General features: G+C 63.4%; 23 protein-coding genes and 1 pseudogene. 11 read left to right on the forward strand and 13 right to left on the reverse strand.

Annotation, left to right across the window (positions count from 1 at the left end):
- Positions 1 to 5: 5 nt before the first annotated feature.
- From CO655_RS17020 to CO655_RS17030, 3 genes are read right to left on the reverse strand one after another with little or no spacing between them, the layout of a single operon-like run.
- Positions 6 to 1,283 (reverse strand): CCA tRNA nucleotidyltransferase, encoded by a 1,278-nt coding sequence (locus CO655_RS17020; RefSeq protein WP_097665556.1) that lies wholly within the window; start codon positions 1,281 to 1,283, stop codon positions 6 to 8.
- Positions 1,280 to 1,930 carry a CoA pyrophosphatase gene (locus CO655_RS17025; protein WP_010029294.1) on the reverse strand — a complete coding sequence of 217 codons (651 nt, stop codon included), beginning with the start codon at positions 1,928 to 1,930 and terminating at the stop codon, positions 1,280 to 1,282. The genes CO655_RS17020 and CO655_RS17025 overlap by 4 nt, the downstream gene beginning before the upstream one ends.
- Entirely contained in the window at positions 1,927 to 2,550 is a 624-nt protein-coding gene (locus tag CO655_RS17030) for a DUF1285 domain-containing protein (protein WP_097665557.1), read from the reverse strand. The genes CO655_RS17025 and CO655_RS17030 overlap by 4 nt, the downstream gene beginning before the upstream one ends.
- Positions 2,551 to 2,708: 158 nt before the next feature.
- Here CO655_RS17030 and CO655_RS17035 point away from each other — a divergent pair, with 158 nt between their 5' ends.
- From CO655_RS17035 to CO655_RS34350, 5 genes and pseudogenes are all read left to right on the forward strand, one after another.
- Entirely contained in the window at positions 2,709 to 3,719 is a 1,011-nt protein-coding gene (locus tag CO655_RS17035; RefSeq protein ID WP_097604558.1) for a MoxR family ATPase, read from the forward strand.
- A 13-nt stretch (positions 3,720 to 3,732) separates the two neighbouring features.
- Entirely contained in the window at positions 3,733 to 4,653 is a 921-nt protein-coding gene (locus CO655_RS17040; protein ID WP_097604556.1) for a DUF58 domain-containing protein, read from the forward strand.
- Complete coding sequence (locus tag CO655_RS17045) at positions 4,650 to 7,466, forward strand: DUF4159 domain-containing protein (protein WP_097665558.1); 2,817 nt, start codon at positions 4,650 to 4,652, stop codon at positions 7,464 to 7,466. Before CO655_RS17040 ends, CO655_RS17045 begins: the two co-directional genes overlap by 4 nt.
- A 1-nt stretch (position 7,467) precedes the next feature.
- Positions 7,468 to 9,540, forward strand: coding sequence for a hypothetical protein (locus CO655_RS17050; RefSeq protein WP_097665559.1), 2,073 nt, complete (start codon positions 7,468 to 7,470; stop codon positions 9,538 to 9,540).
- Positions 9,534 to 9,626: pseudogene (locus CO655_RS34350) on the forward strand (GNAT family N-acetyltransferase); the annotation flags it as partial. The gene CO655_RS17050 and the pseudogene CO655_RS34350, both read left to right, overlap by 7 nt.
- A 1-nt stretch (position 9,627) precedes the next feature.
- Here the strand turns inward: CO655_RS34350 and CO655_RS17060 are convergent.
- Entirely contained in the window at positions 9,628 to 10,191 is a 564-nt protein-coding gene (locus CO655_RS17060; RefSeq protein WP_097665616.1) for an N-acetyltransferase, read from the reverse strand.
- Positions 10,192 to 10,455: 264 nt separating this feature from the next.
- Between CO655_RS17060 and CO655_RS17065 the strand changes: the two genes are divergently transcribed.
- A complete protein-coding gene (locus CO655_RS17065; RefSeq protein ID WP_097665617.1) occupies positions 10,456 to 11,463 on the forward strand; it encodes a glutathione S-transferase family protein in 1,008 nt (335 codons plus the stop codon).
- Between the two features lie 42 nt (positions 11,464 to 11,505).
- On the opposite strand, the gene CO655_RS17070 is transcribed toward CO655_RS17065, so the two are convergent.
- A complete protein-coding gene (locus tag CO655_RS17070) occupies positions 11,506 to 11,985 on the reverse strand; it encodes an NUDIX domain-containing protein (protein WP_010030560.1) in 480 nt (159 codons plus the stop codon).
- A gap of 70 nt (positions 11,986 to 12,055) precedes the next feature.
- On the opposite strand from CO655_RS17070, the gene CO655_RS17075 reads away from it, so the two are divergent.
- From CO655_RS17075 to CO655_RS17090, 4 genes are all read left to right on the forward strand, one after another.
- Positions 12,056 to 12,964 (forward strand): metallophosphoesterase, encoded by a 909-nt coding sequence (locus CO655_RS17075; protein WP_097665560.1) that lies wholly within the window; start codon positions 12,056 to 12,058, stop codon positions 12,962 to 12,964.
- 159 nt (positions 12,965 to 13,123) lie between these two features.
- On the forward strand, positions 13,124 to 13,684 hold the full coding sequence (locus CO655_RS17080; RefSeq protein WP_097665561.1) for a hypothetical protein: 561 nt from the start codon (positions 13,124 to 13,126) through the stop codon (positions 13,682 to 13,684).
- A 186-nt stretch (positions 13,685 to 13,870) separates the two neighbouring features.
- Positions 13,871 to 14,380, forward strand: a complete 510-nt coding sequence (locus tag CO655_RS17085) for an RNA polymerase sigma factor (protein WP_097665562.1) — start codon at positions 13,871 to 13,873, stop codon at positions 14,378 to 14,380.
- Position 14,381: 1 nt separating this feature from the next.
- Entirely contained in the window at positions 14,382 to 15,224 is an 843-nt protein-coding gene (locus CO655_RS17090; RefSeq protein WP_097604544.1) for an anti-sigma factor, read from the forward strand.
- Between the two features lie 356 nt (positions 15,225 to 15,580).
- Here CO655_RS17090 and leuA read toward each other — a convergent pair whose 3' ends face one another.
- From leuA to CO655_RS17105, 3 genes are all read right to left on the reverse strand, one after another.
- Positions 15,581 to 17,305: a 2-isopropylmalate synthase gene (gene leuA, locus CO655_RS17095; protein WP_097665563.1), complete on the reverse strand. Its 1,725-nt coding sequence runs from the start codon at positions 17,303 to 17,305 to the stop codon at positions 15,581 to 15,583.
- A gap of 385 nt (positions 17,306 to 17,690) precedes the next feature.
- A complete protein-coding gene (locus tag CO655_RS17100) occupies positions 17,691 to 18,920 on the reverse strand; it encodes a benzoate/H(+) symporter BenE family transporter (RefSeq protein WP_097665564.1) in 1,230 nt (409 codons plus the stop codon).
- 138 nt (positions 18,921 to 19,058) lie between these two features.
- The gene (locus CO655_RS17105; protein ID WP_010029790.1) at positions 19,059 to 19,643 is read right to left on the reverse strand and encodes an ATP-dependent Clp protease proteolytic subunit; all 585 of its coding nucleotides are present in this window, start codon (positions 19,641 to 19,643) and stop codon (positions 19,059 to 19,061) included.
- A 229-nt stretch (positions 19,644 to 19,872) separates the two neighbouring features.
- On the opposite strand from CO655_RS17105, the gene CO655_RS17110 reads away from it, so the two are divergent.
- Complete coding sequence (locus tag CO655_RS17110) at positions 19,873 to 20,655, forward strand: DUF2076 domain-containing protein (protein WP_097665565.1); 783 nt, start codon at positions 19,873 to 19,875, stop codon at positions 20,653 to 20,655.
- A gap of 124 nt (positions 20,656 to 20,779) precedes the next feature.
- On the opposite strand, the gene queF is transcribed toward CO655_RS17110, so the two are convergent.
- The 5 genes from queF to CO655_RS17135 form a co-directional block, all read right to left on the reverse strand.
- Positions 20,780 to 21,244, reverse strand: coding sequence for a preQ(1) synthase (gene queF / locus CO655_RS17115; protein WP_064684379.1), 465 nt, complete (start codon positions 21,242 to 21,244; stop codon positions 20,780 to 20,782).
- On the reverse strand, positions 21,244 to 22,158 hold the full coding sequence (emfA, locus tag CO655_RS17120; RefSeq protein ID WP_097604533.1) for a CDF family cation efflux transporter EmfA: 915 nt from the start codon (positions 22,156 to 22,158) through the stop codon (positions 21,244 to 21,246). The genes queF and emfA overlap by 1 nt, the downstream gene beginning before the upstream one ends.
- A 183-nt stretch (positions 22,159 to 22,341) precedes the next feature.
- Positions 22,342 to 23,010, reverse strand: a complete 669-nt coding sequence (locus CO655_RS17125; protein ID WP_010028176.1) for a DUF2161 family putative PD-(D/E)XK-type phosphodiesterase — start codon at positions 23,008 to 23,010, stop codon at positions 22,342 to 22,344.
- A gap of 14 nt (positions 23,011 to 23,024) precedes the next feature.
- Positions 23,025 to 23,264, reverse strand: a complete 240-nt coding sequence (locus tag CO655_RS17130; protein ID WP_097605060.1) for a hypothetical protein — start codon at positions 23,262 to 23,264, stop codon at positions 23,025 to 23,027.
- A gap of 99 nt (positions 23,265 to 23,363) precedes the next feature.
- Positions 23,364 to 25,553, reverse strand: coding sequence for an anthranilate synthase (locus CO655_RS17135; RefSeq protein WP_097604528.1), 2,190 nt, complete (start codon positions 25,551 to 25,553; stop codon positions 23,364 to 23,366).
- Between the last annotated feature and the right edge of the window lie 117 nt (positions 25,554 to 25,670).

Raw genomic sequence — 25,670 nt, forward strand, 5'->3', positions numbered from 1 at the left:
TATACCTATTGCACAAGTTGCTGCAGCCGGGCGAGCAACGCTGCTCTGTCGGAAGCGAAGTTCTCCTCCACCCACTGGTTTTCCAGCACCGCAAGCAGTTCGCCGACACGCGGGCCGGATGGGGTGCCGGCTGCGATCACGTCTGCGCCATTCACGGGAAACTGCGGCTTCTTCCACGTCATGGCCTGATCCAGGAGCTTGCCGAGCCGCGCCGAGCGCGCCATTTCGTCGAGATCGCTCTCGGCCTTCCCCCGTGCGACGCCGAGCGCCAGCTTCAGGCGCGTCGTGATGCCGTCCGCGCCATTGCGGTAAAGCAGCCTTTCGAAGGCGGCTGACGTCAATTCGTCGTTGACCGGTGCCGTTATCGCCCAGGCCTTGAGAGTCGCAGCTTCCGCATTCGAGAGCTTCAGCCGAGCCGCAAGTGCTTCCAGCCGCGCCGCATCGGGCGGCACGATCGCCGCAAGCCGCAGCAGTGGGTCGGGCGCCCAGCCGAGCGCCTTTTCGGTGGCGACCAGCGAAGGGATCGCATCGATCCCCCATCGTTCCGATTCCGGCAGGATCTCCGTCAGCACCGCCACCTGCCGCATCCAGAGCAGCGCCCGGCCGGGATCGTCGGCGCCAAGCAGTTTTCTGAGCTCCGACCAGACGCGTTCGGCCGACAGCGTCTTCAGCTTCGAACGCGCCGCCGCACAGGCCTTCAGCCCTTCGGCATCCGGGCGCCCCGAACCGTAATAGGCAAAGAAACGGAAGAACCGCAGGATCCGCAGATGGTCCTCGGCAATACGCGTTGCCGCGTCGCCGATGAAGCGGATGTTGCGCGTCTCGATGTCTGCCAGCCCGCCGACGAGATCGACCACCTCGCCCTCCGCATCCGCATAGAGCGCATTGATCGTCAGGTCCCGCCGCTCGGCATCTGCCTTCCAGTCGGTGCTGAAGGCGACCTTGGCGCGGCGCCCATCGGTCTCGACGTCGGTGCGCAGCGTCGTCACCTCGAATGGCTTGCCGTCGATGACGAGCGTCACCGTGCCATGTTGCAGGCCCGTCGGCACCGCCTTGATGCCGGCCGCCGCCGCCCGCTCCATCACCGTCTCCGGTCTCAGCGTCGTGGCAATGTCGATATCGCTGACCGGCAGGCCCATCAGGCTGTTGCGCACAGCGCCGCCGACCACCCGCGCTTCCCCGCCCTCGGCCCCACCATTGCCCCCATGATCGGCATTCAGAAGTGCGAGGATCCGGCCGAGCGCCGGGTCGCGAAACCATGCTTGGTCGGCAATGCCGGTCATGCATAAAGCCTTTCGTAAAGGGTGCGGACGATGCCCGCGGTAATGCCCCAGATCATCCTGGTTTCATAGGGCATGCGGTAGAAATGCCGGTCGATGCCGTCGATGACCCGCTTGTCGCGGCTGTGATTGGCCGGGTTCATCAGGAAGGAAAGCGGCACTTCGAACACATCGTCTACCTCCGCCGGGTTCAGCGTTAAATCGAAGCCCGGCGTCACGACGCCGAGCACCGGCGTGATGCGGAAGCCCGTCGAGGCGAAATAGTTCGGCAGTCGCCCGACGGTCTCCACGAAGGAGCCGGCAAGGCCGATCTCCTCTTCCGTCTCGCGCACCGCCGCCATTTCGGGCGAGATATCGGCGGGATCGATCGAGCCGCCGGGAAAGGCGATCTGTCCGGAATGTTTGCGCAGCGTCGCCGTGCGCTTGGTGAAGATCACCTGCGCCTCCTCGCCGCCGTCGACGACGGGCACGAGCACGGCGGCATCGCGCAGCTTGAAGGTCTCGACCTCGGCGACGATATCGGGGTTGAGGACATGGTCGCCGTGATCGCGCCAGGCATGGTCGACCGGACCACCATTCTGATTGAGCGCACGGCGGCGGAATTCAGCTGCTGAGAACAGCGGATAACGTTGGGTGATCGCATCATTCATCGGGAAAGCGCATCCAGTTCGTCGGCCGGCATGACCGGGAAGACCTCGCCGGCGGAGCGGATCGCAAACATCGCCCGCCCCTCCACATCGAGGATCTCGCCGAGTGCGGCCAGTTCATACATCACCGCACGCGACACCAGCGCCTCCAGCCGCCCGCGCACATGCAGATAGGGTTTCAGTTCGGCATTGCCGCCCGCAATGGCAAAGCGCAGCCGATGCTCTCCTCCCGCCTCCACGACATCGCCGACATTGGTGCGAAATGTTAGCACCTGTTGACCTTGGCCGCCCGTCACGCTCACCTCCACGGCGATGAACGGAGCGTCCGCGACCCTGATCCCGACCTTTTCCACAGGAGTTACGAGATAGGTCTTCTCATCCTCATCCTTGCGCAAAACCGTCGAAAACAGCCGCACCAGAGCTGGCCGGCCGATCGGCGTGCCCATGTAGAACCAGGTGCCGTCGGCCCTGATCTCCATGTCGATATCGCCGCAGAAAGGCGGATTCCACCGCTCGACTGGCGGAAGTCCACGTTTTTTACCGCTGCTTTCCTCGGACGCGCGCGAAATCAGCGCGGCAAGTCCCGCCGCATCCGCCTGTCCGCTGATTTCCTCGGTTGCCATTCTTCCGTCCCGGTTTGTCCTTAACAAAGTGAAGTCACGAGATAGTCATTCGCAACGAACTTGTCAGCCCGTCGCATCTCCATAACTCTATCGAGTATGAGGCAGATGTATAAGTCCGCCGATTCGCTGCCGAATGATTTCAGCCGTTGGAGATGCCCATGGGTATGATGAAGACCGAAGCCAGCCTCGATGAAAAGGCGATCGTCGCCGCCGCCGAGAAGGCGCTCTCCGATATCGCCGCCATCCGCATAGAAGTCTCGAAGGTGATCTTCGGTCAGGAAAGCGTCGTCGAGAACACCATTCTCGCCGTGCTCTCCGGCGGTCATGCCCTGCTCGTCGGCGTTCCCGGCCTTGCCAAGACCAGGCTGGTGACGACGCTCGGCGAAGTGCTCGGCCTTGCCGCCAACCGCATCCAGTTCACCCCCGACCTGATGCCTTCCGATATTCTCGGCTCCGAAGTCATGGACCAGGACGACAGCGGCCGCCGCTCCTTCCGTTTCGTCAAGGGCCCGGTCTTCGCCCAGCTCTTGATGGCCGACGAGATCAACCGCGCCTCGCCGCGTACCCAGTCGGCGCTCCTGCAAGCGATGCAGGAATATCATATCACGATTGCCGGCCAGCGCTATGACCTGCCGGCGCCCTTCCATGTGCTCGCCACCCAGAACCCGCTGGAGCAAGAAGGCACCTATCCCCTGCCCGAAGCCCAGCTCGACCGTTTCCTGCTGCAGGTCGACGTCAACTATCCCGAACTCGCCGCCGAGCGCCAGATCCTGCTCGAGACGACGGGCCTCGGCGAAACCCGGCCGGAGGCGATCATCGATGCGCAGCGGCTGATCGAAATCCAGACCCTGGTGCGCCAGATGCCGGTGAGCGAGACGGTCGTCGACGCCATCCTTGCGCTGGTACGCTCCGCCCGCCCCGGACAGGGCAATGCTTCGACCGACAAGAACGTCGCCTGGGGCCCAGGCCCTCGCGCCGGGCAGGCGATGATGCTCTGCGCGCGCGCCCGCGCGCTCTACCAAGGCCGTCTCGCCCCATCTCTCGACGATGTCTACGCGCTTGCCGAACCCATTCTCCAGCACCGCATGGCGCTGACGTTCGCCGCCCGCGCCGAAGGCATGTCCGTGCGCGACGTCATCGCCGGACTGGTGAAGCAGGCAAAGGGATAAGGAAGCCGGACGCGTGGCATCTATCGGACAGATCGTCAACCCGACGTCAGGCAGCGATGCCCTTTCCCGCGCCAGGCAGCGGGCCGCCCTGATGCCGGACTGCCTGGTGGAAGCCAAGCGCATCGCCAACACTGTCATCGCCGGCTGGCATGGCCGCCGCAAGCGCGGCATCGGCGAGAATTTCTGGCAGTTTCGTCCCTATGCCGAGGGTGAGAGCCTGTCGCGCATCGATTGGCGCCGTTCCGCGCGCGACGACCATACCTATGTGCGCGAGCGCGAATGGGAGGCAGCGCATACGATCTGGCTCTGGTGCGACATGTCGCCTTCGATGATGTACAAGTCGAGCTATGGCAGCGCCTCCAAGGAAAGCCGGGCGCTGGTCGTCATGCTGGCGCTGGCCGAAATCCTCTCCCGCTCCGGCGAACGCATCGGCTGCCCCGGCATCATGGAACCCGCCTCCACCCGCACTGCCGCAGAACGCCTCGCCTCCGCGCTCATGCACGCGCCGCTGACCGGCGGCCTGCCGGAAACGGGGATGATCCGCGGCTGGAGCGACCTCGTCCTCATCGGCGATTTCCTCGACGACGCGCCGGCGATCATGGAGCGGCTCGGCCCGCTTGCCCGCCGCGGCCTGCGCGGCCACGTGGTCGAGATATCGGACCCCGCCGAGGAAATCTTCCCTTATAGCGGCCGCACCGAATTCACCGATCCCGAGACCGGGGCCAAGCTGATCTCCGGTCGCGCCGAACATATCCGCGAGGTCTATCGCAACGCCTACCTCGCCCGCAGGGAGAGCCTCGGCCAGTCGCTGCGCCATCTCGGCTGGACCTTCACGACCCACCGCACCGATCATCTCGCCTCCGAAGCGCTGGTCGCGGTGCACATGTATCTGTCCGGCATGCCGGCCAAGGCGACGCATGGAGGGCAGCTGTGAACGCCCTTCCCTTCGCTTTCGCCTATCCCGCCATTCTCGGCGCCCTCATCGCCCTGCCGGTGATCTGGTGGCTGCTGCGACTGATGCCGCCACGCCCGAAGAGCGAGATCTTTCCGCCGCTGAAGATCCTCGCATCGGTGCTGAAGCGCGAAGAGACGCCGGCCCAGAGCCCCTGGTGGCTGACGCTGCTGCGCATGCTGCTCGCTGCCACCATCATCTTCGCGATCGCCGATCCGGTCTTCAATCCGCGCACCAGTTCGCTCGCATCGGGCGGCCCGCTCGTCCTCTTCGTCGACAACAGCTGGGCTGCCGCACCCGACTGGGAGCGCCGCATCCAGACCGCCGACGCGCTGATAGACGATGCCGAATCCGCCGGCATGCCCGTGTCGATCGCCTTTACCGCCGAGCCGACCAACGACGCCGTGCCCGGCACCGCCGCGGCCGCCCGCGACAAACTGCGCGCCGTCGAACCGCGGCCGCTGGTGCCGGACCGAGAGCGCGCCTTCCAGGCGCTGCGCTCCGCCCTGAACGGCATCAAGCCCGGCACCCTTGCCTTTCTGACCGACGGCGCCGCCGCCAAGGCCGACGACGCCACGGTACGTCAGCTGGCCGAACTCCAGCCCGCTGATCTGCGCCTGATCGAGGGTGACGCCGCACGGACGATTGCGATCACCGCGGCCAACAACGCGGCTGATGCCATGACCGTCAAGGTCACGCGCCTCAACGCTTCGCATGCCGCATCCGTGGCGCTGAACGCCGTCGATAGCCAGGGCCGCTCGATCGCCAACGGCAGGGCGGACTTCCGCCCCGGGCAAAGCGTCGCGACGAGTTCGATCACCGCTCCTTTCGAGATGCGCAACGATTTCGCCCGCATCAGCGTCGACAACGGCGCGACAGCAGGCGCGGTCCATCTTCTCGACGACGCGTTCAAGCGCCGTCGTGTGGTGCTGCTGTCGGGTGCCGGCGGGGATGAGTTCCAGCCGCTGCTGTCGCCGCTCTATTATATCCAGCGGGCGCTGCAGCCCTATGCGGATCTGATCCAGCCCGGCGATTCCGATCTTTCGGTCGCCATACCGAAACTTCTCGCCAGCAATCCCTCGATCATCATCATGGCCGATATCGGCCGGCTGCCGGAGGACACCTACGAACCTCTGACGCGCTGGATATCGAATGGCGGTATGCTCTTGCGCTTCGCCGGCCCGCGCATGGCGGCAGCGCCGGCAGACGACCCTCTCATCCCCGTCATCCTGCGGCAGGGAGAACGGGCGCTGGGCGGTACATTGTCCTGGAGCGAACCGCAGTCGCTGGCCGAATTTCCGAATTTCGGGCCTTTCTCGGGCATAGCACGCCCTGCCGACGTCGTCGTCAAGCGGCAGGTGCTTGCCGAACCCACCCCCGATCTTGCCGAACGCACCTGGGCGAGCCTCGCCGACGGCACGCCGCTCGTGACGATGAAGCCGCTCTCATCCGGCCAGATCGTGCTGTTCCACGTCACCGCCGAAGCGACATGGTCGGATCTGCCGATTTCGGGCACCTTCGTCGACATGCTGCGCCATCTCCTCCAGATATCGCGCTCGGGCGGCGTGACGTCGGAGGTTCGCGGCAATACGCGTGTGGCCGAGACCCTGCCGCCATTCCGCATGCTGACGGCCAAGGGCACTCTCGTCTCCGAGACCGGTTCGGCGCGGCCGCTCACTTCAAAGGCCGGAACCGAGCCGACCGCGAATTTCGACAATCCGCCTGGGCTTTATGGTTCGGAAGATGGTTTCAACGCTTTGAACGTGCTGCCGGAGGACGCCGAACTGAAGCCGATCGACACGGCAGGGACGACAGCTGCGCGCGAAGGCTTGATCGGCGGCGAAAGCTGGTCGGCAAAACCGGCGCTCTTTCTCGCTGCCTTTCTGCTGCTATTGGCCGACAGCCTGGTCGTCCTCTTCATGAACGGCGCCTTCTCGCGCTTGCGCCCCGCTGTCCGCACCATCAGTGTGATCGCGATAGCGCTCGGCGCCGGCTTCCTGCTGCAACCCGGCACGCTGCACGCCAACGACTCTCAGCCCGGCGACGACCTCGTCTTGCAGCGGCTCGACAACACCCACCTCGCCTATGTCGTCACCGGCGAACAGGAGGTGGACAATATATCCGAGCGCGGTCTCGAGGGCCTCACCCAGTTCCTGACCTTCCGCACGACGCTGGAGCCGGCGCCGCCTGTCGGCCTCGACCTGACCAAGGACGAACTCGCCTTCTATCCGATCATCTACTGGCCGGTTTCGGCAACCGCGCCGATGCCGTCGACGGCGGCGATCAGCCGCATCGACGCCTATATGCGCAACGGCGGCACCGTGCTGTTCGATACGCGCGACCAGATCAGCGCTTTGGACAATGGCGGCAATGTCAGCGCCAACGGCCAGAGGCTGCAGGCGATCCTCGCCAATCTCGACATTCCGCCGCTCGAGCCGGTGCCATCCGATCACGTGCTGACGAAATCCTTCTACCTTCTGTCGAGCTTTCCCGGCCGTTATGCCGGCAGCCCGCTCTGGATCGAGGCCCGGCAGGGCGGCGGCCGTGAAACGGCGGAAAAATCGGCGGCGACGGCCGACGGCGTTTCGCCGATCCTGATCACCGGCAATGATTTCGCCGGCGCCTGGGCGGTCGACGACAACGGGGTGCCGATTCTGCCGACCGTGCCCTCCGACGAAGGTCAGCGCGAATATGCCTATCGTTCCGGCGTCAACATCATGATGTATATGCTGACCGGCAACTACAAGACCGACCAGGTTCATGTTCCCGACCTCCTTGAACGGTTAGGACAATGAGATGACCTTTGACTTTTCACCTTTTCTGCCTTGGCCGGTTCTGGCCGCGCTGGCCGCCATCGGAGCGGTCATCGCCGCCTTCGCGATCTGGCGCGGCATCCGCGGCGCCTGGATCAGGACGCTGGCGGCACTCGCCCTGCTGACCGCGCTCGCCAATCCCGTGCTGCTGCAGGAGGACCGGGATCAGCTGTCGACGATCGTCCCCGTTCTCGTCGACCGGAGCCAGAGCCAGCAGACGCCCGACCGGGTCAAGATGACCGACGATGCGCTGGCGGCCCTGAAGGGCCAGCTCGCCCGTTTTCCGCAGATAGAGCCGCGCTTCATCGATGTCGAAGGCGACGTCAATTCCGACGTGCCGTCGACGCGCCTGTTCGACGCGATGGCGGCCAACATCGCCGATGTCCCGCCGTCGCGCATCGGCGGCGCCATCATGCTGACCGACGGCGAAGTCCATGATGTTCCGGCCGCCAATCAGGCGCTCGGGTTCGATGCGCCGATCCATGGCCTCATCACCGGCAAGGCCAACGAATTCGATCGCCGCATCGAAGTCGTCAAGGGGCCGCGCTTCGGCATCGTCAACGAGGAGCAGCAGGTCGTCCTGCGCGTCTTCGACGACGGCCCGAGTCCCGGCGGCACAGCCGACGTCACGGTGAAGATCAACGGTGATGAAATCGCCACCCTGCAGGCGACACCCGGCCGGGATACGCCTTTCTCCTTCAAGGTGCCGGGGGGCGGCAGCAACGTGCTCGAATTCTCGGTCGCGGCACTTCCCGGCGAAGTCACCACGGCCAATAACCGCGCCGTCCACGTCATCGACGGCATCCGCCAGAATCTGCGCGTGCTGCTTGTCTCCGGCGAGCCGCATGCCGGCGAACGCGCCTGGCGGAACCTCTTGAAATCCGACGCCTCGGTCGATCTCGTCCACTTCACCATTCTGCGCCCGCCGGAAAAGCAGGATGGCACGCCGATCAACGAGCTGTCGCTGATCGCTTTCCCGACACGTGAGCTGTTCATCGACAAGATCAAGGATTTCGACCTGATCATCTTCGACCGCTATCAGGACCGGGCGAATGTGCTGCCGATGCTCTATTACGACAACATCGCCCAATATGTGGAGAACGGCGGAGCGCTGCTGATCGCCGCCGGTCCGGAACATGCAAGCCCGGAATCGATTGCGATGACGCCGCTCGCCTCCGTGCTGCCGGCAGAGCCGACCGGCCGGATGATCGAGAAGGCCTTCTACCCCCGCCTCTCCGAGGAGGGCCGCAAGCATCCCGTTACGCGCGGCCTGGACGGCTCGAGCGAGGACCCGCCGCATTGGGGGCGCTGGTTCCGCAGCGTCGACGTCGAGCGGCCGCAGGGCGAGACGATCATGCTCGGCGCCGACAACCACCCGCTGCTGGTGCTGAACCGCGCCGGCCAGGGCCGCGTCGCCATGCTGCTCTCCGACCAGGGCTGGCTCTGGGCCCGCGGCTTCGAAGGCGGCGGTCCGAACGTTTCGCTCTATCGCCGCATCGCCCATTGGCTGATGAAGGAGCCGGCGCTCGAGGAAGAAGCGCTGACGGCGCGCGCCTCCGGCCGGACCCTTGAAATCACGCGCCAGACGATCGGCGACAATCCGGGCAACGCCACCGTGCGCTACCCCTCCGGCAAGACCGAAACCTTGCCGCTCACCCAATCCGAACCCGGCCTCTACAAGGCGGAGAAGCGGATGGACGAGATCGGCCTCTTCGAAGTCCGCAACGGCAAACTGTCGACCCTTGTCCATATCGGCGCTGTCGACGCGCCGGAATTCAAGGCGATGATCTCGACGACAAATGTGCTGAAACCTGTCGTCGACAGGAGCAAAGGTCTCGTGACCCGCGTCGCCAGTGAAAAGGGCGCGATCACCGTGCCGCCGATCCTGCCGGTGCGCGGCCAGGTCCGTGTCTCCGACAATGACCGCATGATGATCCGCATGACCAGCGAGACGGTTTTGAAGGGCATCAATACGCTGCCGCTCTTTGCCGGTTTTGCCGGCGTCGGCATATTGCTGCTCGCCTTCGGCGCCATGTGGTGGCGCGAGGGCAGGTAATTCTGCGCCTGGGTTATGAGGTCTTCGGCGAACTGGAGGATTTTCCGCAAGGCCGCACGCGCAGCTTCCTCCGGAAAAAACTATAAGTCATCCGTGCCAGGCAATTATGCCCTTCAGCCGTTCATGCACATTCTCGGCGATCGGAACGACGAGCACACGGCCGGGGTCGACCGGTCCCGGGAAGGTAAGCGCGTTATAGGCAACCTTCTCGAAACCGAGCGGGCCGTAATAGGGCGGATCGCCGACCAGGATGACGGCTTCCGAGCCCTTGCGCCGCGCCGCCTCCACCGCGATCCGCACCAGCTCCCGGCCGATGCCTATATTTTTGTGCGAGGGGCGAACCGCGAGAGGGCCGAGCAGATGGCCCTTCACCGTGCCGGCCAGCACCGGCGTCATGCGTACCGAGGCGATCGTCTCGCCGTCGTCGGCGCAGATGAAGGAAAGCGAAAGATCATGCGGTCCCTGCTCGCGAATGCGTGCGGCCGCCCGCGTGAAGCGGCCGGGACCGAAGGCTTCTTCGTTGATGTGTTCGATGGCGGCGTCGTGGGACGCGTCTTCGGTGAGGTAGACGAGATCGTGCTTGTACATGATGACAGAAACCGGATGGACAGATTGATGGGTCTCGAACACGCCTTCGGCGTTCGGGAGCATCAGCGTCGTCGCGGGTTTCTGGAAATGAACATCACGCAGGGATCCTAAAATCGTGAAAAGGCCGATAGCAGGAAAAATTTCCGCCGTCCAACGCAAAATGCACACCACAGCGCCGCACGTCCTTTCGAACGCGCAAAGGACGCTGCAGCACTCTGAATGATGCAGCGCCTGAACGGCGTGACGCACTGTTCAACCTTTACCACCTGCAAAGCCCCGCTATCTCAGCTAACTTCGGCTCGGACATGCAATCAGGGAATGAAGATCATGGGAATGCTGGTGGACGGCGTCTGGAATGATGTCTGGTACGACATGAAGGAGAGCAAGGGCGAATTCAAGCGGCAGCCCTCGCAGTTCCGCAATTGGGTGACGGCAGACGGCGCAGCCGGCCCCACCGGCAGCGGCGGCTTTAAGGCCGAACCCGGCCGTTACCATCTCTACGTCTCGCTTGCCTGTCCCTGGGCGCACCGCACGCTGATCTTCCGCAAGCTGAAGAAGCTGGAGGAATTGATTTCGGTTTCCGTCGTCGATCCGCTGATGGTCGAGAACGGCTGGGAGTTCAAGATCGGCGACGGCGCCACCGGCGATCACCTCTTCGGCGCGGCGACACTCTGGCAGATCTACGTCAAGGCGGATCCACACTATTCCGGCCGCGTGACCGTGCCCGTCCTCTGGGACAAGAAGTCAGGCGCAATCGTCAACAACGAATCCGCCGAGATCATCCGCATGTTCAACAGCGCCTTTGACGGGCTAACCGGGTCGAAGGCAGATTTCTATCCGGAGGATCTGCGCGTCGAAATCGATGCTCTGAATGCCACCGTCTACGACACCGTCAACAACGGCGTCTACAAGGCAGGCTTTGCCACCGCCCAGGCAGCCTATGACGAGAATGTCGGCAAGCTGTTCGAAACGCTCGACATGCTCGACGAACGCCTGGGCAAGGGCCGCTACCTTTTCGGAGACCGGCTGACCGAAGCGGATTGGCGCCTGTTCACCACGCTGGTGCGTTTCGACCCCGTCTATGTCGGCCATTTCAAGTGCAACATCCGCCGCATCGCCGATTACCGCAACCTTTCCGGTTACCTAAGAGATCTCTACCAGACGCCAGGCATTGCCGAGACGGTGAACCTCACGCACATCAAGCAGCACTATTACCGCAGCCACAAGACGATCAATCCGACCGGCATCGTTCCCGTCGGCCCGGCGCTCGATCTCGACAGCCCGCATGGACGTGCGACAGCGCCGCGTGTCTTTTCAGACGCGAGAACGCTATAGGCCTTCAAATTGCTTGCCGCGGCCTAAAAAACCGCGCTGCCCTCACCAGCGATGGTCGGGTTGTTGTTCGCCGCGAAGTTCGGCAAGACGGCGATGCGTCGCCTCGGTCGTGCCGGCGGGCAGGCTGTCGAGCGAAAAGAAGCCGCTGTCGGAAATCTCCCAGTCTGGCGGACGTGGTGCCGTCTGCTCGACGGTTACGCGATAGAACACGACATGGTCGCGCCGTGTGGTCGAGGTGTTGAAATAGACCTGGACCAGCTGCGGCTTGCCGATGATCCTGAGGTTGCCCTCCTCGCGCAACTCCTTGGCCAGCGCTTCCTCGACCGTCTCGTTGCGTTCCAGCCCGCCGCCCGGCATATGCCAGCCGCCGACATAGCTGTGACGCACGAGAAAAATCCGCCCCTCCGCATCAAAGCAGGCGGCTCTGACACCCATCGTCATGCTCCGGGCGAAAGAGAAATAGACATGCAGAAGGCGCAGGGCCGCCCTGATATGAAGGGGCCGGTTTTCTTTATCCACCATCGCTCCGTTTCAGCTCTTCATCGCGCCGGATGTGTTTGATTTGTCAATAAGCTGGTCTATGTCTCGTAGCATGTTCAAGCTCGCGCATATCTCCGACGTCCATCTCGGGCCGTTGCCCCGTCTTTCCATCCAGGAGCTGTTTTCAAAACGCATAACGGGCTTTGTGAACTGGCATCGAAATCGGCGCAAGCACCTTTTCGGCAGCACGCTCGATCTGCTGCTCGATGACATCCGCGCCCATCAGGCCGATCATCTGGCCGTCACCGGCGATCTTGTCAATCTGGCGAGCGGCATCGAGATCCGCGCCGCCGCCGCCTGGCTGCGCGCGCTCGGCGATCCCGCCGATACATCGGTCGTTCCCGGCAATCACGACGCCTATGTGCCGGGCGCCTATGAGAAATCGATGCGCGCCTGGTACGACTACGTCCGTGGCGATCTCGCCCCGCCGCAATGGCAGGAAGACCGCCACATCTTTCCCTATCTGCGCGTCCGCGACAAGGTCGCGATCGTCGGCTGCTCGACGGCGGTCGCCACCCCTCCCTTCGCGGCCTCCGGTTTCTTCGGCGCCCGTCAGGCCCGCGACACGGTGAACATGCTGCGCGCGGCCGGCGAAGCCGGTCTCTTTCGTGTCGTCATGATCCATCATCCGCCGATCCGCGGTGCCACGACCTTTTACAAGCGGATGATCGGCATCCGCCGCTTCGCCGCCGTAATTTCCACCGGCGGCGCCGAACTCGTATTGCACGGCCATACGCACCTGAATACCCTGCACTGGCTGCGCGGCCAGGTGCAACCGGTGCCTGTCGTCGGCATCGCATCGGCCTCGCAGGGACCGGGCAGCATCAAGCCGGCCGCAGCCTACAACCTCTTCTCCATCGACGGCTCTCCCGGTGCCTGGGAACTGAGTGGCGAGCGCTTCAGCCTGAACCGGGCCGGCGACGCGGTGATTCAGGAAAGCGTTGATATTTTCGCGCCTTAGCGACGTATCCGGACTCCTTTCATCCAGCACTTGAATCGATTTGCGAAGCCATCGGATCATCGTCGCAACATTTGCCATAGAGGTTTCGTACCCTCTTGGTATTTTCGGCGGTAAGCGTACAATCCGCGCAACTGCATCGCCTCAGAACGGAGCCCGCCCATGACCTTCTCCTTCCATCGCCTTGGCAGAATCTCGCTTGCCGCAGGCTTTGCCTTCGGCATCGCCACGGCCGCTTTCGCGGTCGGCGGCGGCAACGACGACACCAACCCGCCGCCGAAGACCGAGACGACCAAGACCTGCACCGGCGGCAAGGTCTGGGACAAGACCAGGAAGGAATGCGTCACCCCGAAGAAGAGCAGCTTCAACGACGACGACCTCTACAATTTCGCCCGCGAATTTGCCTATGCCGGCCAATATGAGAACGCCATCACCGTGCTCAATCTCGCCCGCAATCAAAACGACCCTCGCATCCTGAACTATCTCGGCCATGCCAACCGGAAAGCCGGCCGCATGGAGCTCGGCATGTCCTATTACCGCAAGGCGCTGCAGGCCGATGAGAACTACATTCTCGCCCGCTCCTATATGGGCATGGCGCTGGTCGAGCAGGGAGATATCCAGGGCGCCCGCGTCCAGCTCGTCGAAATCCGTGATCGCGGCGGCGAAGGCACCTGGGCCTACCGCGCTCTGCTGCAAAGCTTGAACGGCCACAGAACATATTGACGCAAGCTTTGCGGGCTAGATTATGAAAATTCCCTGGGAAAGGGGACTGGAAACGACCGGATGCTTGCGAAGTGGAGGAGAGTTGTTCCATAAAGCGCATGCATCACCGACGACAATAAGGCCGGATTCGCGTCCGATGGCGGAAGCTCCGTCCGCGAAACCACTGTGAGTGCTTCTGGATAGACAATGCGTCAGCCCGCAACGACCATCGACCTCCGCCGTGATCTCGTCGGCCTACTGCCTCGCCTTCGTCGCTTCGCGATCACGCTCGCGGGTGAGACGACTGCGGCCGACGAGCTGGTCCAGGCCGTCTGTCAGCGGGCGATCTCCAGGGGTCATCAGTGGAGCGGCGAAGGCCGGCTGGAAAGCTGGATGTATACGCTTGCCCGTCAGCAATGGGCCGACGACAGCCGCAAGCGCAAGCCGAAGGCGTCGGCCCGCGGCAATGTCACCGATATTCGTGAGGCCGCGCGCGAACGCTCGGCCGCGGTCGATCCCGACGCCATCCATCGCATGATCGCCGATATGCCGGACGGCGTTTCCTCGACCTTCCTGCTCGTCGACGTCGAAGGCCACAGCTACCAGCAGGCGGCCGACATCATGGGCATTCCGGCGGCGAGCGTCGCCTCGCAGCTCGCCACCGCAAGGCTGCATTTCGCCGAGCTTGCCGACACCCACCCGATCCACAGGTACTGAATTGCTCGATCTCAGGAAATTGTCGCTCGAAGCCCAGCTCACCGCCCTCCTCGATGGCGAAGTCTCGCCTGAACAGCGTCACGAATTGGAGCAGCGCCTGGCAAGTGATGAGAATGCGCGCCGGCTGCATGAAAAATTGCGCCACGGCGCCGATTTCGGACGCCGCCGCCTCGACGACGTCCTGAAGGAGCCGGTGCCGCTCGCCCTCGTCCGCTCGATCAAGAGCACGCAGCCGCCGAAGACGCCGATTGCCCAGCGCACCACGCGCCCGCAGGTGAAGCTGGCGCCGAGCGGCCCGCAGGCGCTGGCTGCCGCCCTCATCCTCTTCGTGCTCGGCTGCGGCCTCGGCTATTTCGTCGGCATCGGACCGGATGCCGACGAGGTCGCCACCACGAGCTCGTCGACGGCGCCGGCCAATACGAGCGACTGGCTGGGCGATGTCACCGCCTATCAGCGCCTGCTGATCCGTCAGCCCCGTCACCTCGTCGAAGTGCCGGCCTCACAGGCCGAGGAAATCTCCAGCTGGCTGACGACCGCGATCGGCGTGCCCTTCCGCGTGCCGGATCTGAGCGCCAAGGCCTGGACCTTCCAGGGCGCCCGCGTCATTCTCGGCGACAACCGCCCTGTCGGCCAGCTCGTCTATTCCAACACCGACGGCGACATCATCTCCATCTGCTTCCGCAAGGACGCGCAACCGCCGGAAACCGACGACTTCAAGGAGACGATCAGGGACGAGATCGGCCTCGTCACCTGGCACAATGCCGGCACCTCCTACGTGCTTGCCGGCCCCTCCTCCGAAGCGACACTCGGCCAGCTCGCCATGGAGATCGCCACGGCGATCTGACACATAAGATTGACGCGCTTTTACCGACGGTGATGCGCCGACGGAAAGGCAGCGGCAGGATGGAAAGTGGCCATCGGCACTGGCAGCCCCCTCATCCGCCTGCCGGCACCTTCTCCCCGAGGGGAGAAGAGACATGCGGCAATGTCTCGCTCCTGAAGCCTCTACAGTGGGAAGTCAGGGCAACAAGCTTGCTCTCCTCTTCTCCCCTCGGGGAGAAGGTGCCCGCAGGGCGGATGAGCGGGCCGCCCGGCACGCCTTTCATTGCGTCTCGCCAGCGCCCAGCGAAGACTCAACGTAGCCGAGCTCCTCATTAGGCCGCGCCGCACCGATGCGATCGCGGCCTGAAGCCTATCTGATCAAGCCTTGCCGGCCTTCAGATCGAGCACGCGGTTGGCCGCCGAGACGATCGCTTCCAGCGATGCCGCGACGATGTTGGTATTGATGCCGGCGCCGAAGAGCTTGCCGCCGGGATAGGAGGTCTCGACGTAGGAGATCGCCGCCGCGTTCGAGCCGTGCTGCAGAGAATGCTCGGAATAATCCTCGACCGACATCTCGATGCCGAGATAATGCGACAGCGCGTTGATGAAGCCGTCGATCGGACCGTTGCCGCGCCCTTCGATGCGCTTGATCTCGCCATTGTCTGATATCTCGGCCGCCACGATCCGCTGACCCCTGCGCTCCGTATCGGGATAGGTGTGGTGATCGACGAATTTGAGACGCGCTTCGGGCTGCGTCACGTATCGCTCGATGAAGCGGTCGTAGATGCGCTTCGACGGAAGCTCCTTGCCCTCGACGTCGGTGATGCGCTGAATGTCCTCGCGGAACTCGACCTGCAGATTACGCGGCAGGTTGAGCCCATAATCCTGCTGCAGGATATAGGCGATGCCGCCCTTGCCGGACTGCGAGTTAATCCGGATGATCGCCTCGTAGGAGCGGCCGACATCGCGCGGATCGATCGGCAGGTAAGGCACTTCCCAGACCGGATGGTTGGCGACCTGCGCCGCCTTCATGCCCTTGTTGATCGCATCCTGATGCGAACCGGAAAAGGCCGTATAGACCAGCTCGCCGACATAGGGGTGACGCTCGCTGATCGCCATCTGGTTCGAATATTCGAACACCTCCTTGATGTGCTCGATGTTCGAGCAGTCGATGCCGGGATCGACGCCCTGCGTGAACATGTTCAGCGCCATGGTCACGACATCGACATTGCCGGTGCGCTCGCCATTGCCGAAGAGCGTACCTTCGACGCGGTCGGCGCCCGCCAGCAAGGCCAGTTCGGCCGCGGCAATGCCAGTGCCACGGTCGTTGTGCGGATGCAGCGAGACGATCAGGTTCTCGCGGTTGTCGAGGTTGCGGCACATCCATTCGATCTGGTCGGCATAGACGTTCGGCGTCGCCATCTCGACGGTTGACGGCAGGTTGATGATGAGCTTGTTGTCGGGCGTCGGCTTCACCACCTCGATGACGGCGTTGCAGATCTCCAGCGCCACCTCGAGCTCGGTGCCCGTAAAGCTCTCCGGAGAATATTCGAAACGATACCCGCCGCCGGCCTTGGTAGCCATATCGGTGATCATCTTGGCGGCATCGACGGCAATCTGCTTGATGCCCTGGACGTCCTTGGCGAAGACGACGCGGCGCTGCAGCTCGCTGGTCGAGTTGTAGAAATGCACGATCGGCCGGTTTGCCCCTTCCAGCGCTTCAAAGGTGCGGGTGATGAGCTCGGGCCGGCACTGCACCAGCACCTGCAGCGAGACGTCGGCGGGAACATTGCCCTCTTCGACGCACCAGCGGGCGAAGTCGAAATCGGTCTGCGAAGCCGAGGGGAAACCGATCTCGATTTCCTTGAAGCCCATCTCCAGCAGCAGATGGAACATGCGCGCCTTGCGGTCGTGGCCCATCGGATCGACGAGCGCCTGGTTGCCGTCGCGCAGGTCGACCGAGCACCAGACAGGCGCCTTGGTGATCGTCTTGGTTGGCCAGGTGCGATCGGGGATGCTTACCTGTGGATAGGGCCGGTACTTCGCTGCGGCATCGGGCATGCCCTTGGCGCCTGCGGAGGATCGGCTGGTGGTGTTGTCCATTATCTTGTCTCCTCGTCCCGGCATTTGTCCCGCCTCTTAGCCGATCGCATCGGGCTTGGCGATAAACAAATGCGGACCTTCGTCGGTCGTTACGTCAATTTTGAAAGTGAGTCGCGAGGAGCGATGCCGGGCGGGCTTTCGGCCGCCGGGCGCTCCTCAAAGGACCCGGCAACCGCGCGTAAGGCCGAGGAGAAGAAGCGAGGTCAGGGCGCGCGACACGTCACGCAAAGCGATGCGGCCGCTTGCAATGGTGTCGGAAATCTTGGCGCCAGAGGTCTTCATGGCCGTGCTTATAACCTTGAGTGGCAGAGCTGGCAAGACCTCGTCTCGGCTTTTGGTCGCTCCCGAACCTGGGTTGGTTTGTCCGGCAATGCGACGCCTTGCCTTATCCTGGCTGGGTTCGGTCTCTCCAGGCCTTAACCAGCTGTGACAGCGCGAGCATCAGTCCGCCCGCGACCAGGCCCCAGAAGGCGCCGGAAATGCCGCCGAAGGAAACGCCGGATGCGGTGACGAGAAAGGTGATCGCTGCCGCCTCGCGCGATTCCGGCGCCTGGAAGGCCGACATTGCCGAGGACGAGAAGGCGCCGACCAGCGCAAGCCCCGCCACCGCCTCGATCAGAACGGGAGGCGCCAAGGCGACGAAGGCCGTCACCGCGCCGGCAAGCAGCCCGAGGACAATGTAACCGACGCCGGCGATCAGCGATGCCCAATAGCGCCGCTTCGGATCGGCATGGGCATCCGGCCCGGCGCACATGGCCGCGGTGATTGCCGCCAGATTGACGGCGTGACCGCCGAACGGCGCCGACAGCAGCGAAAAGAAGCCGGTGACGGCGAAGAGCGGGCCGGGCTTCGGGTCGTAGTGGTTGACCTTCAGCACCGCGATACCGGGAATGTTCTGCGAAGCCATGGTGACGATGAAGAGCGGCAGCGCGATCGAGATGAAACCGGCAAGGTTGAACACCGGCCGGACGATTTCCGCCGCCGGCACCAGCGAGCGTTCGAGCGAACTGAGCGCACCATCGGGAATATCGACGCCGAAGGCCAGAACCAGCACGAAGGCTGCCAATGCCGCCGGCACCGCCCAGAGCCGCTTGAAGGCGCCGACGACGATCCAGGCAAGAACGATCGGCAGGCCGAACAGCGGATTGAAGCCGATTGCCTTTACCGGCGCAAAGCAGAGGCCGATCAGCACGCCGGAGAGCATCGCATTGGCGAGCGGCGCCGGAATGGCGGCGACCGCGCGGCCAAGCGGCTTGAACAGCCCGGCGATGACGATCAGCACTGCGCAAATCAGGAATGCCCCGACCGCCGCATTGAAGCCGCCCTCGATCGCCCCGGTGCTTGCCAGCAATGCGGCGCCGGGCGTCGACCAGGCGATGCTGATCGGCAATCGTGTCACGGCGCTGAGGACGATCGCGCAGACGCCCATGGAGATCGACAACGCCATCAGCCCGGAGGCCGCCTGTGCCTCCGTCGCGCCGACCGCCCGCAGCCCGTGGAGGACGACGGCAAAGGAGCTGGCGGAACCGACGAAGGCGGTCAGCAGCCCCATGAACAGGGCCTGGACGGAAAAATCTTTGAGCATGCCGGACTCGCGAGCTGCGGAATGGCGCATGGAGCATGATGGCCGTCGTATACGCAAGCCCGGATTAGGCCCTTTCCGTCCAGCACCCGCATCTCATGCCGGCGAAATAGAAACGCCCTCGACTGCTGCTGCAGGCAAGGGCGTTTTGACGGCTTTGGCTGAGAAAACTCAGATATCGGCCTGTGACGTCACGATCCGCGAAACGAGGCCATAGTCCTTCGCCTCTTCGGCAGAAAGCCAGTAGTCGCGATCGGTATCCTTGGCGATCTTGTCGAGCGGCTGGCCGGTGGCCGCCGCCATGATCTTGTTCAGGCGCTCGTTCATCTTGATGATCTCGCGTGCCTGGATCTCGATGTCGGATGCCATGCCGCGCGTACCGCCCGAGGGTTGGTGCAGCAGGAAGCGCGTGTTCGGCAGGCAGATGCGCCGCTCCTTCGGAGCCGCGACATAGATCAGCGCGCCGGCCGAGGCGACCCATCCCGTGCCGATCATCCAGACCTTCGGCTTGATGAACTTGACCATATCATGGATGGAATCGCCGGATTCGACGTGGCCGCCGGGCGAATTGACATAGATGCGGATGTCCTCGTCGCTGGCTGCGGCAAGCGCCACGAGCTGCGAGCAGACTTTCTGCGCCAGTTCCTGATTGATCGGTCCATAGATGAAGATCGAACGCGACTTGAAAAGATTCGCCTCCGTTTCCTTGCCGAGCGGCAGTTCCTTCGTCTTGTCGTCCTGTTCTTCGTCGTTCATTCGAACCTCTCGGAGATGAATTCGGGTTCCTCGCACATAGTGCGACTCAATGCCTAAAACAATGCGGGAAAAACACAAGGCACCGAAGCGGTGGAGATATCCTTAAGAAGCCGCGCGCCGTTCCGCAAGCCTTACTGAAATGTAACGGTGAAAGGCTTTGAAAAGCCTGAATCGCTTCCTACCTCACCCCTCACGCGGCAATGCCGTACGAAATAACAGGAGACAAGACATGTCACCCGAAGAACGCCAATTGCTGACCGCCCTGTTCGACCGCGTGCGCACCGCCGCGGCCACGCCGCGCGACAGCGAGGCCGAGGCCCTGATCGACCAGGCGACGCGGCAACAGCCCTCCGCCACCTATTATCTGGCTCAGGCCGTGATCGTTCAGGAAAAGGGCTTGGAGGCGGCCGCCAACCATATCAAGGAACTCGAGGAACACGTCCGCCAGCTGGAAGCCGGCGCGAGCGAACACCGCCAGGCCGAACAGGGCGGCGGCTTCCTGAGCTCGATCTTCGGCAATACCCAGACGCAGCAGCCCGCTCCGGTTCCGTCCAGTCCGGCCAATCCCGGTCCCTGGGGCCAGCCCTCCCGCGCCTATGACGAACCCCGCGGCTACGACAGCAGCACTCGCCAAATGCCGCAGCAGCCGACCGGCCCCTGGAGCCAGCAGGCCTATGCGCCATCGGCAGGCGGCAGCTTCCTGCGCGGCGCGCTCGGCACGGCAGCGGGCGTTGCCGGCGGCATGCTGCTTGCCAATTCGCTGAGCGGCATCTTCAGCAACCATATGTCCTCGCTCGGCTGGGGCTCGCCCTTCGGCGCCAATCCTTTCGGCAACGCCAACGCGCCCACCGAGGAAACCGTCATCAACAATTATTTCGGCAATGACGACACCCGCCAGGCTTCAGACAATGCTGCCGATAATAACGACGACGGCAATCTGCAGCAGGCCGATTACGACGATGGCGCCGATTACAGCGATGACTCGTCGGGCAACGACGTCACGGATGTGTGAGGCTTGGCGGTTGGAGACGGGCAGCGGTTGCCGCACCGTATCCCGGCCCTTCGCTTAAGCTCAGGGCGTTCGCTGCTGCAATCGATTCACTGGATCGATTGCTCGGGCTGCGCCCGACCGCAGCTCACCCACGTCCACGATAGGTGGCAACGCCCTGCTCCGGCAGCCACACGCCTTCCGGCGGCTTGCCCGTCTGCCAGAAGACGTCGATCGGGATGCCGCCGCGCGGATACCAGTAGGCGCCGATCCGGAGCCATTTGGGATCGAGCAGTTCGACGATGCGCTTGGCGATATAGATCGAGCAGTCCTCGTGGAAGGCGCCGTGGTTGCGGAAGGAATGCAGGAACAGCTTCAGCGACTTCGATTCCACCAGCCATTCACCCGGGATGTAATCGATAACGATATGGGCGAAATCCGGCTGTCCGGTCATCGGGCAGAGCGAGGTGAACTCAGGCGCGGTGAAGCGCACGACGTAATCGGTGCCGGCATGATTGGACGGCACTTTTTCAAGCACTGCCTCCTCCGGCGAATGGGCGGTTTCGGTCTGCTGGCCCAGCATCGACAGGCTGGAAACATCGGTATTCGGCATCATGCCTCCTTGACGACTTTGACGCGGATGCCATGGGCCTTTTCGCCCTCCGGCTCCACATGAATGGCTATTTTGGCGCCCTCATGCACTGTCCTGATGGCATCCTCAAGGCGGTCGCATATATCGTGCGCCTGCCGCACGGACATAGTGCCCGGCACCACCATGTGAAAATCGATGAAGGTGACGGTACCCGCCCGCCTGGTCTTCAGATCATGAACGCCGATCGAGCCCGCCGCATGGGTGGCGATCGCCTGCTTGATCGCTTCCTCCTCCAGCGGATCGACCGCCTGGTCCATCAGGCCGCTGATCGATTGCGAGATCACCTTCCAGCCTTGATAGAGGATGTTGACGGCAACGAGAATGGCAAGCACCGGGTCGAAGATCGCATAGCCTGTCGCCAGCGCCAACAACAGGCCGATGAGCACGCCGATCGAGGTGACCACGTCGGACATGATATGCTGCCCGTCCGCAGCCAAGGCAGCCGAGCGATGTTTGCGCCCTGTCCGGATCAACAGCCGCGCCCAGATCGCATTGATGACGCCGGCCGCGAAATTGATCGCCAGGCCAAGTACCGGCGCATCGAGCATGCGCGGTTCGGCGAGATAACCGATCGCCTCGTTGACGATCAGCAGCGCCGCGACCACGATCAGCGCGCCCTCGGTGACGGCGGACAGATATTCCGCCTTGTGATGGCCGAAGGGATGGTCGTGATCGGCTGGCTTCTGGGCGTAGCGGATGACGAAGAAGGCAATGAAGGCGGCAACGACATTCACCGTCGATTCAAGCCCGTCCGACAGCAGCGCGACCGATCCGGTGACCCACCAGGCCACCATCTTCAGCCCCATGACGCCGAGCGAAAGCGGAATCCCCCACATCGCCAGCTTCCGAACCGTAAGATCGCCGTGGTCGCTCATATCGTCCTCCTGCGGTTGCGAATGAATTGCAGGGTCCAAGCCATTGAAATGCAAAACCGCCCACGCGAATGTCGCGCAGGCGGTCCAGTTGAGGGTGATATGGGCGATGATGCAGGATTTGTCAAAGAGAATGACGCGTCCTTCACAGCTGTTGCCGTCGGATACGCGAATCCGGCTTCAGCTCTAGGGAGCGGGATCGCAGACAGGCTGCGGCCAGCGCAGGAGAGCGGCCTGCCCGGCCTGCGTCAGCGCGTAGACGCCCTTCTCCTTGCGCTCGAACCATCCGTAGACATTGTCGAGCAGGATCCGGCCGGCATTGGGTGTAAGCGCCTTCATATCCCGCGGCCGCGCCACACCCTGGTCGAGCGCCGCCGCGCAGAGCAGCGCCTGTTGGCGATAGGCGGTCATGATCGGCGCGCGCGAGCCACCGCCGACAGCGGGATCGCCGCGCCGGCGCTGGTGCTCCCTGACAAGGCGCGTGCGCCGCTTCGGATTGGTGCGCGGCATCGGCGAGACGGAACTGACGATGACGCTGACTTCGCCGCCATCGGAGACGCCGAGCATGCCTATCCCGAGCCGCCGGCAGAGGTCGCGGTAGCGTTTGTCGGCCTCTCGGCCGCGCCCCTTGGCCGAAACGCGCGCCGCGATCCAGACTTCATCGCTCATCGCCGCCCGGTCGACCGCCTGCAGCAGCAGTTCGAGATTGAAGGAGAGCTTGAGTTCGCAGATGATTACGACCGGCGGCTCACCATCGCTCAGCCCGACGAGATCACAGCCGCCGACCTCACCCTTGACCACATAACCGGCCGCTTCCAGGAACGCTTTGACCGGCAGGTAGAGCGACGTCTCCATCGGAAAATCGCGCCTCAGGCAGCGTTGAGATCGGCAATCTCACCATATCGGGCAAGCAGTCGCGGCGAGCTCATGTCGCCGGTCTCCTCGTCGACGATCACGGCATAGGCCGCAACGCCGACGAAACGCTCGGCCATCGCCGAGGCAATCTTTTCCGCGCTGACGGCATTCGATGCCTGCCGCATTTCTCCGGGCACGAGATTGCCGCGGTTCTTGCGATAAGGAAGGACGATGAACTTCTCAGCTTGGGCCACGGTGATAATTCCCGGTTGATCGTTCCGGAAATGTTCTGATTTGTCCGATAAAGTCAACCCGCCCTTCCCACTGGCGGGAAGGGCGGAGAGAATGGCCCGTCAAGCAGCTTTGGTCTTCACCTTGCGGGCCAGATGCGCCACGACATTCTCGATCATCCGCATGCCGGCATCGCCGCCGAGCGTCATGATCGATTCAGGATGGAACTGCACCGCGGCGATCGGCTCCTTGGCATGTTCGATGCCCATGATCGTGCCGTCCTCGCTCTCTGCCGTGATGATGAACTCAGCCGGCAGCGTCGAAGGATCGGCGAAGATCGAGTGGTAGCGGCCGACCGTCACCTCCCTGGCGAGGCCGGAGAAGACGATACCCGGCTCCAGCACACGGATGCGCGAGGGCTTGCCGTGCATCGGCAGCGCCAGATGGCGCAGTTCCCCGCCATAGGCCTCGGCGAGCGCCTGCAGGCCGAGGCAGACGCCGAAGATCGGCAGGTTGCGGGCCCGCGCCTTCTTGATCGTCGCCTTGCAGTCGAAATCCTTCGGCGTTCCAGGCCCGGGCGACAGCACGACCAGATCCGGATTCAACCGGTCGAAAATCTCCTCCGGCACCGGCGTACGCACGGTCGAAACCGTCGCACCCGTCTGGCGGAAGTAGTTGGCGAGCGTGTGGACGAAACTGTCCTCATGGTCGATGAGCAGGATGCTGACGCCCTTGCCGACGCTTGCGACGTCGCGCTGGATCTTGCCGGAATTGCCGGTCTTGGCGTCTCGGATGGCGGAAAGCATGGCAGAGGCCTTCAATTCGGTTTCGGCTTCTTCTTCCTCCGGAATGGAGTCGTTGAGCAGCGTGGCGCCGGCGCGCACCTCGGCGATGCCGTCCTTGATGCGCACGGTGCGCAGCGTCAGGCCGGTGTTCATGTCGCCGTTAAAGCCGACCATGCCGATTGCCCCACCATACCATGCGCGCGGGCTCTTTTCATGGCTCTCGATGAAGCGCATCGCCCAGAGCTTCGGCGCGCCGGTGACCGTCACCGCCCAGGCGTGGCTGAGGAACCCGTCGAAGGCATCCATGTCGTCGCGCAGCCGCCCCTCGATATGATCGACGGTATGAATGAGGCGCGAATACATCTCGATCTGCCGGCGGCCGATCACCTTGACGGAACCCGGCTCGCACACGCGGCTTTTGTCGTTGCGGTCGACGTCCGAGCACATGGTCAGCTCGGACTCGTCCTTCTTGGAATTCAAAAGCTTCAGGATCTGCTCGCTGTCGGCGATCGGATCGTCGCCACGCTTGATCGTCCCCGAAATCGGGCAGGTCTCGATGCGCCGTCCCGAAACGCGCACGAACATCTCGGGCGAGGCGCCGACCAGATATTCCTGATGGCCGAGATTGATGAAGAAGGAATAGGGCGACGGATTGATCGCCTTCAGCCGCTTGGAAATATCGGAAGGCTTGCTTTCGCAGCGCTCCATGAACTTCTGCCCAGGAACGACCTCGAAAAGATCACCCTTGCGGAAACTTTCCTTCGCCTTGGTGACGAGTTCGGCATATTCGCCCGGCCGATGGTCGCTCTTCGGCGGAATGGCATCCGTCTGCTTGAAGGGTTCCGGCGCGATCTGCTCGGCCTTGCCCTCGGTCGTCACGCCGCCTTTCTCGAAATCGTAGCGGTCGATCCAGGCCTTGGCAGCGTAATTGTCGACGACGAGGATCTCGTCCGGCAGGTAGAGCACCATGTCGCGCTGGTCGGAAGGCCGCTTCAGCTTCAGATCGATCGCGTCGAACTGGAAGGCGATGTCGTAGCCGAAAGCGCCGTAGAGCCCGAGGCTCGCATCCGCCTGCGAATAGAAGAGGTCGGTGACGGCGCGCAGGACGGTAAAGACCGTCGGCATCTTCGAGCGCTCTTCCTCGGTGAATACCCGGTCCGGCGTCTTGACGGAAAGGTCGAGGCGGCGGGCGGAGGAAGCGCCGAGCACAAGGTCGGGCACCGTCTGCAGCCGCTCGGTCACGAAGCCGAGAAGCACCTCGCCGCGTTCATTATAGGCTTCGATCCAGACGTCGCGCCCGAAGGAGGAGATGCCGAGCGGCGGATCGACGACGGCGGTATCCCAGCGCGTATAGCGGCCCGGATATTCGTAGTTCGACGAGAACACCGCGCCGCGGCGCTCATCGAGCTTGTCGACATAGGAGGAGACCGCGTCGCTGTAGGGGATCGCCCGCCGCTGCCGCGTGACCGATATCCCGCCCTTGGTCTCGTAGATTTCCGCACCATCATCCCGCAGGATCGTTACCATAATTCCACTCCGTTATCGGGGCCCGGACAACAGGCGGCGATAAAACAAAAAAGCCGCCTCGAAGTTTCGGGCGGCTCACTCGTCGTCGTCTTTGGACACGATTGGTCGAGGCCGCCT

The organism is Rhizobium sp. M1 (genome assembly GCF_002531805.1).
GTDB lineage: Bacteria > Pseudomonadota > Alphaproteobacteria > Rhizobiales > Rhizobiaceae > Rhizobium > Rhizobium etli_C.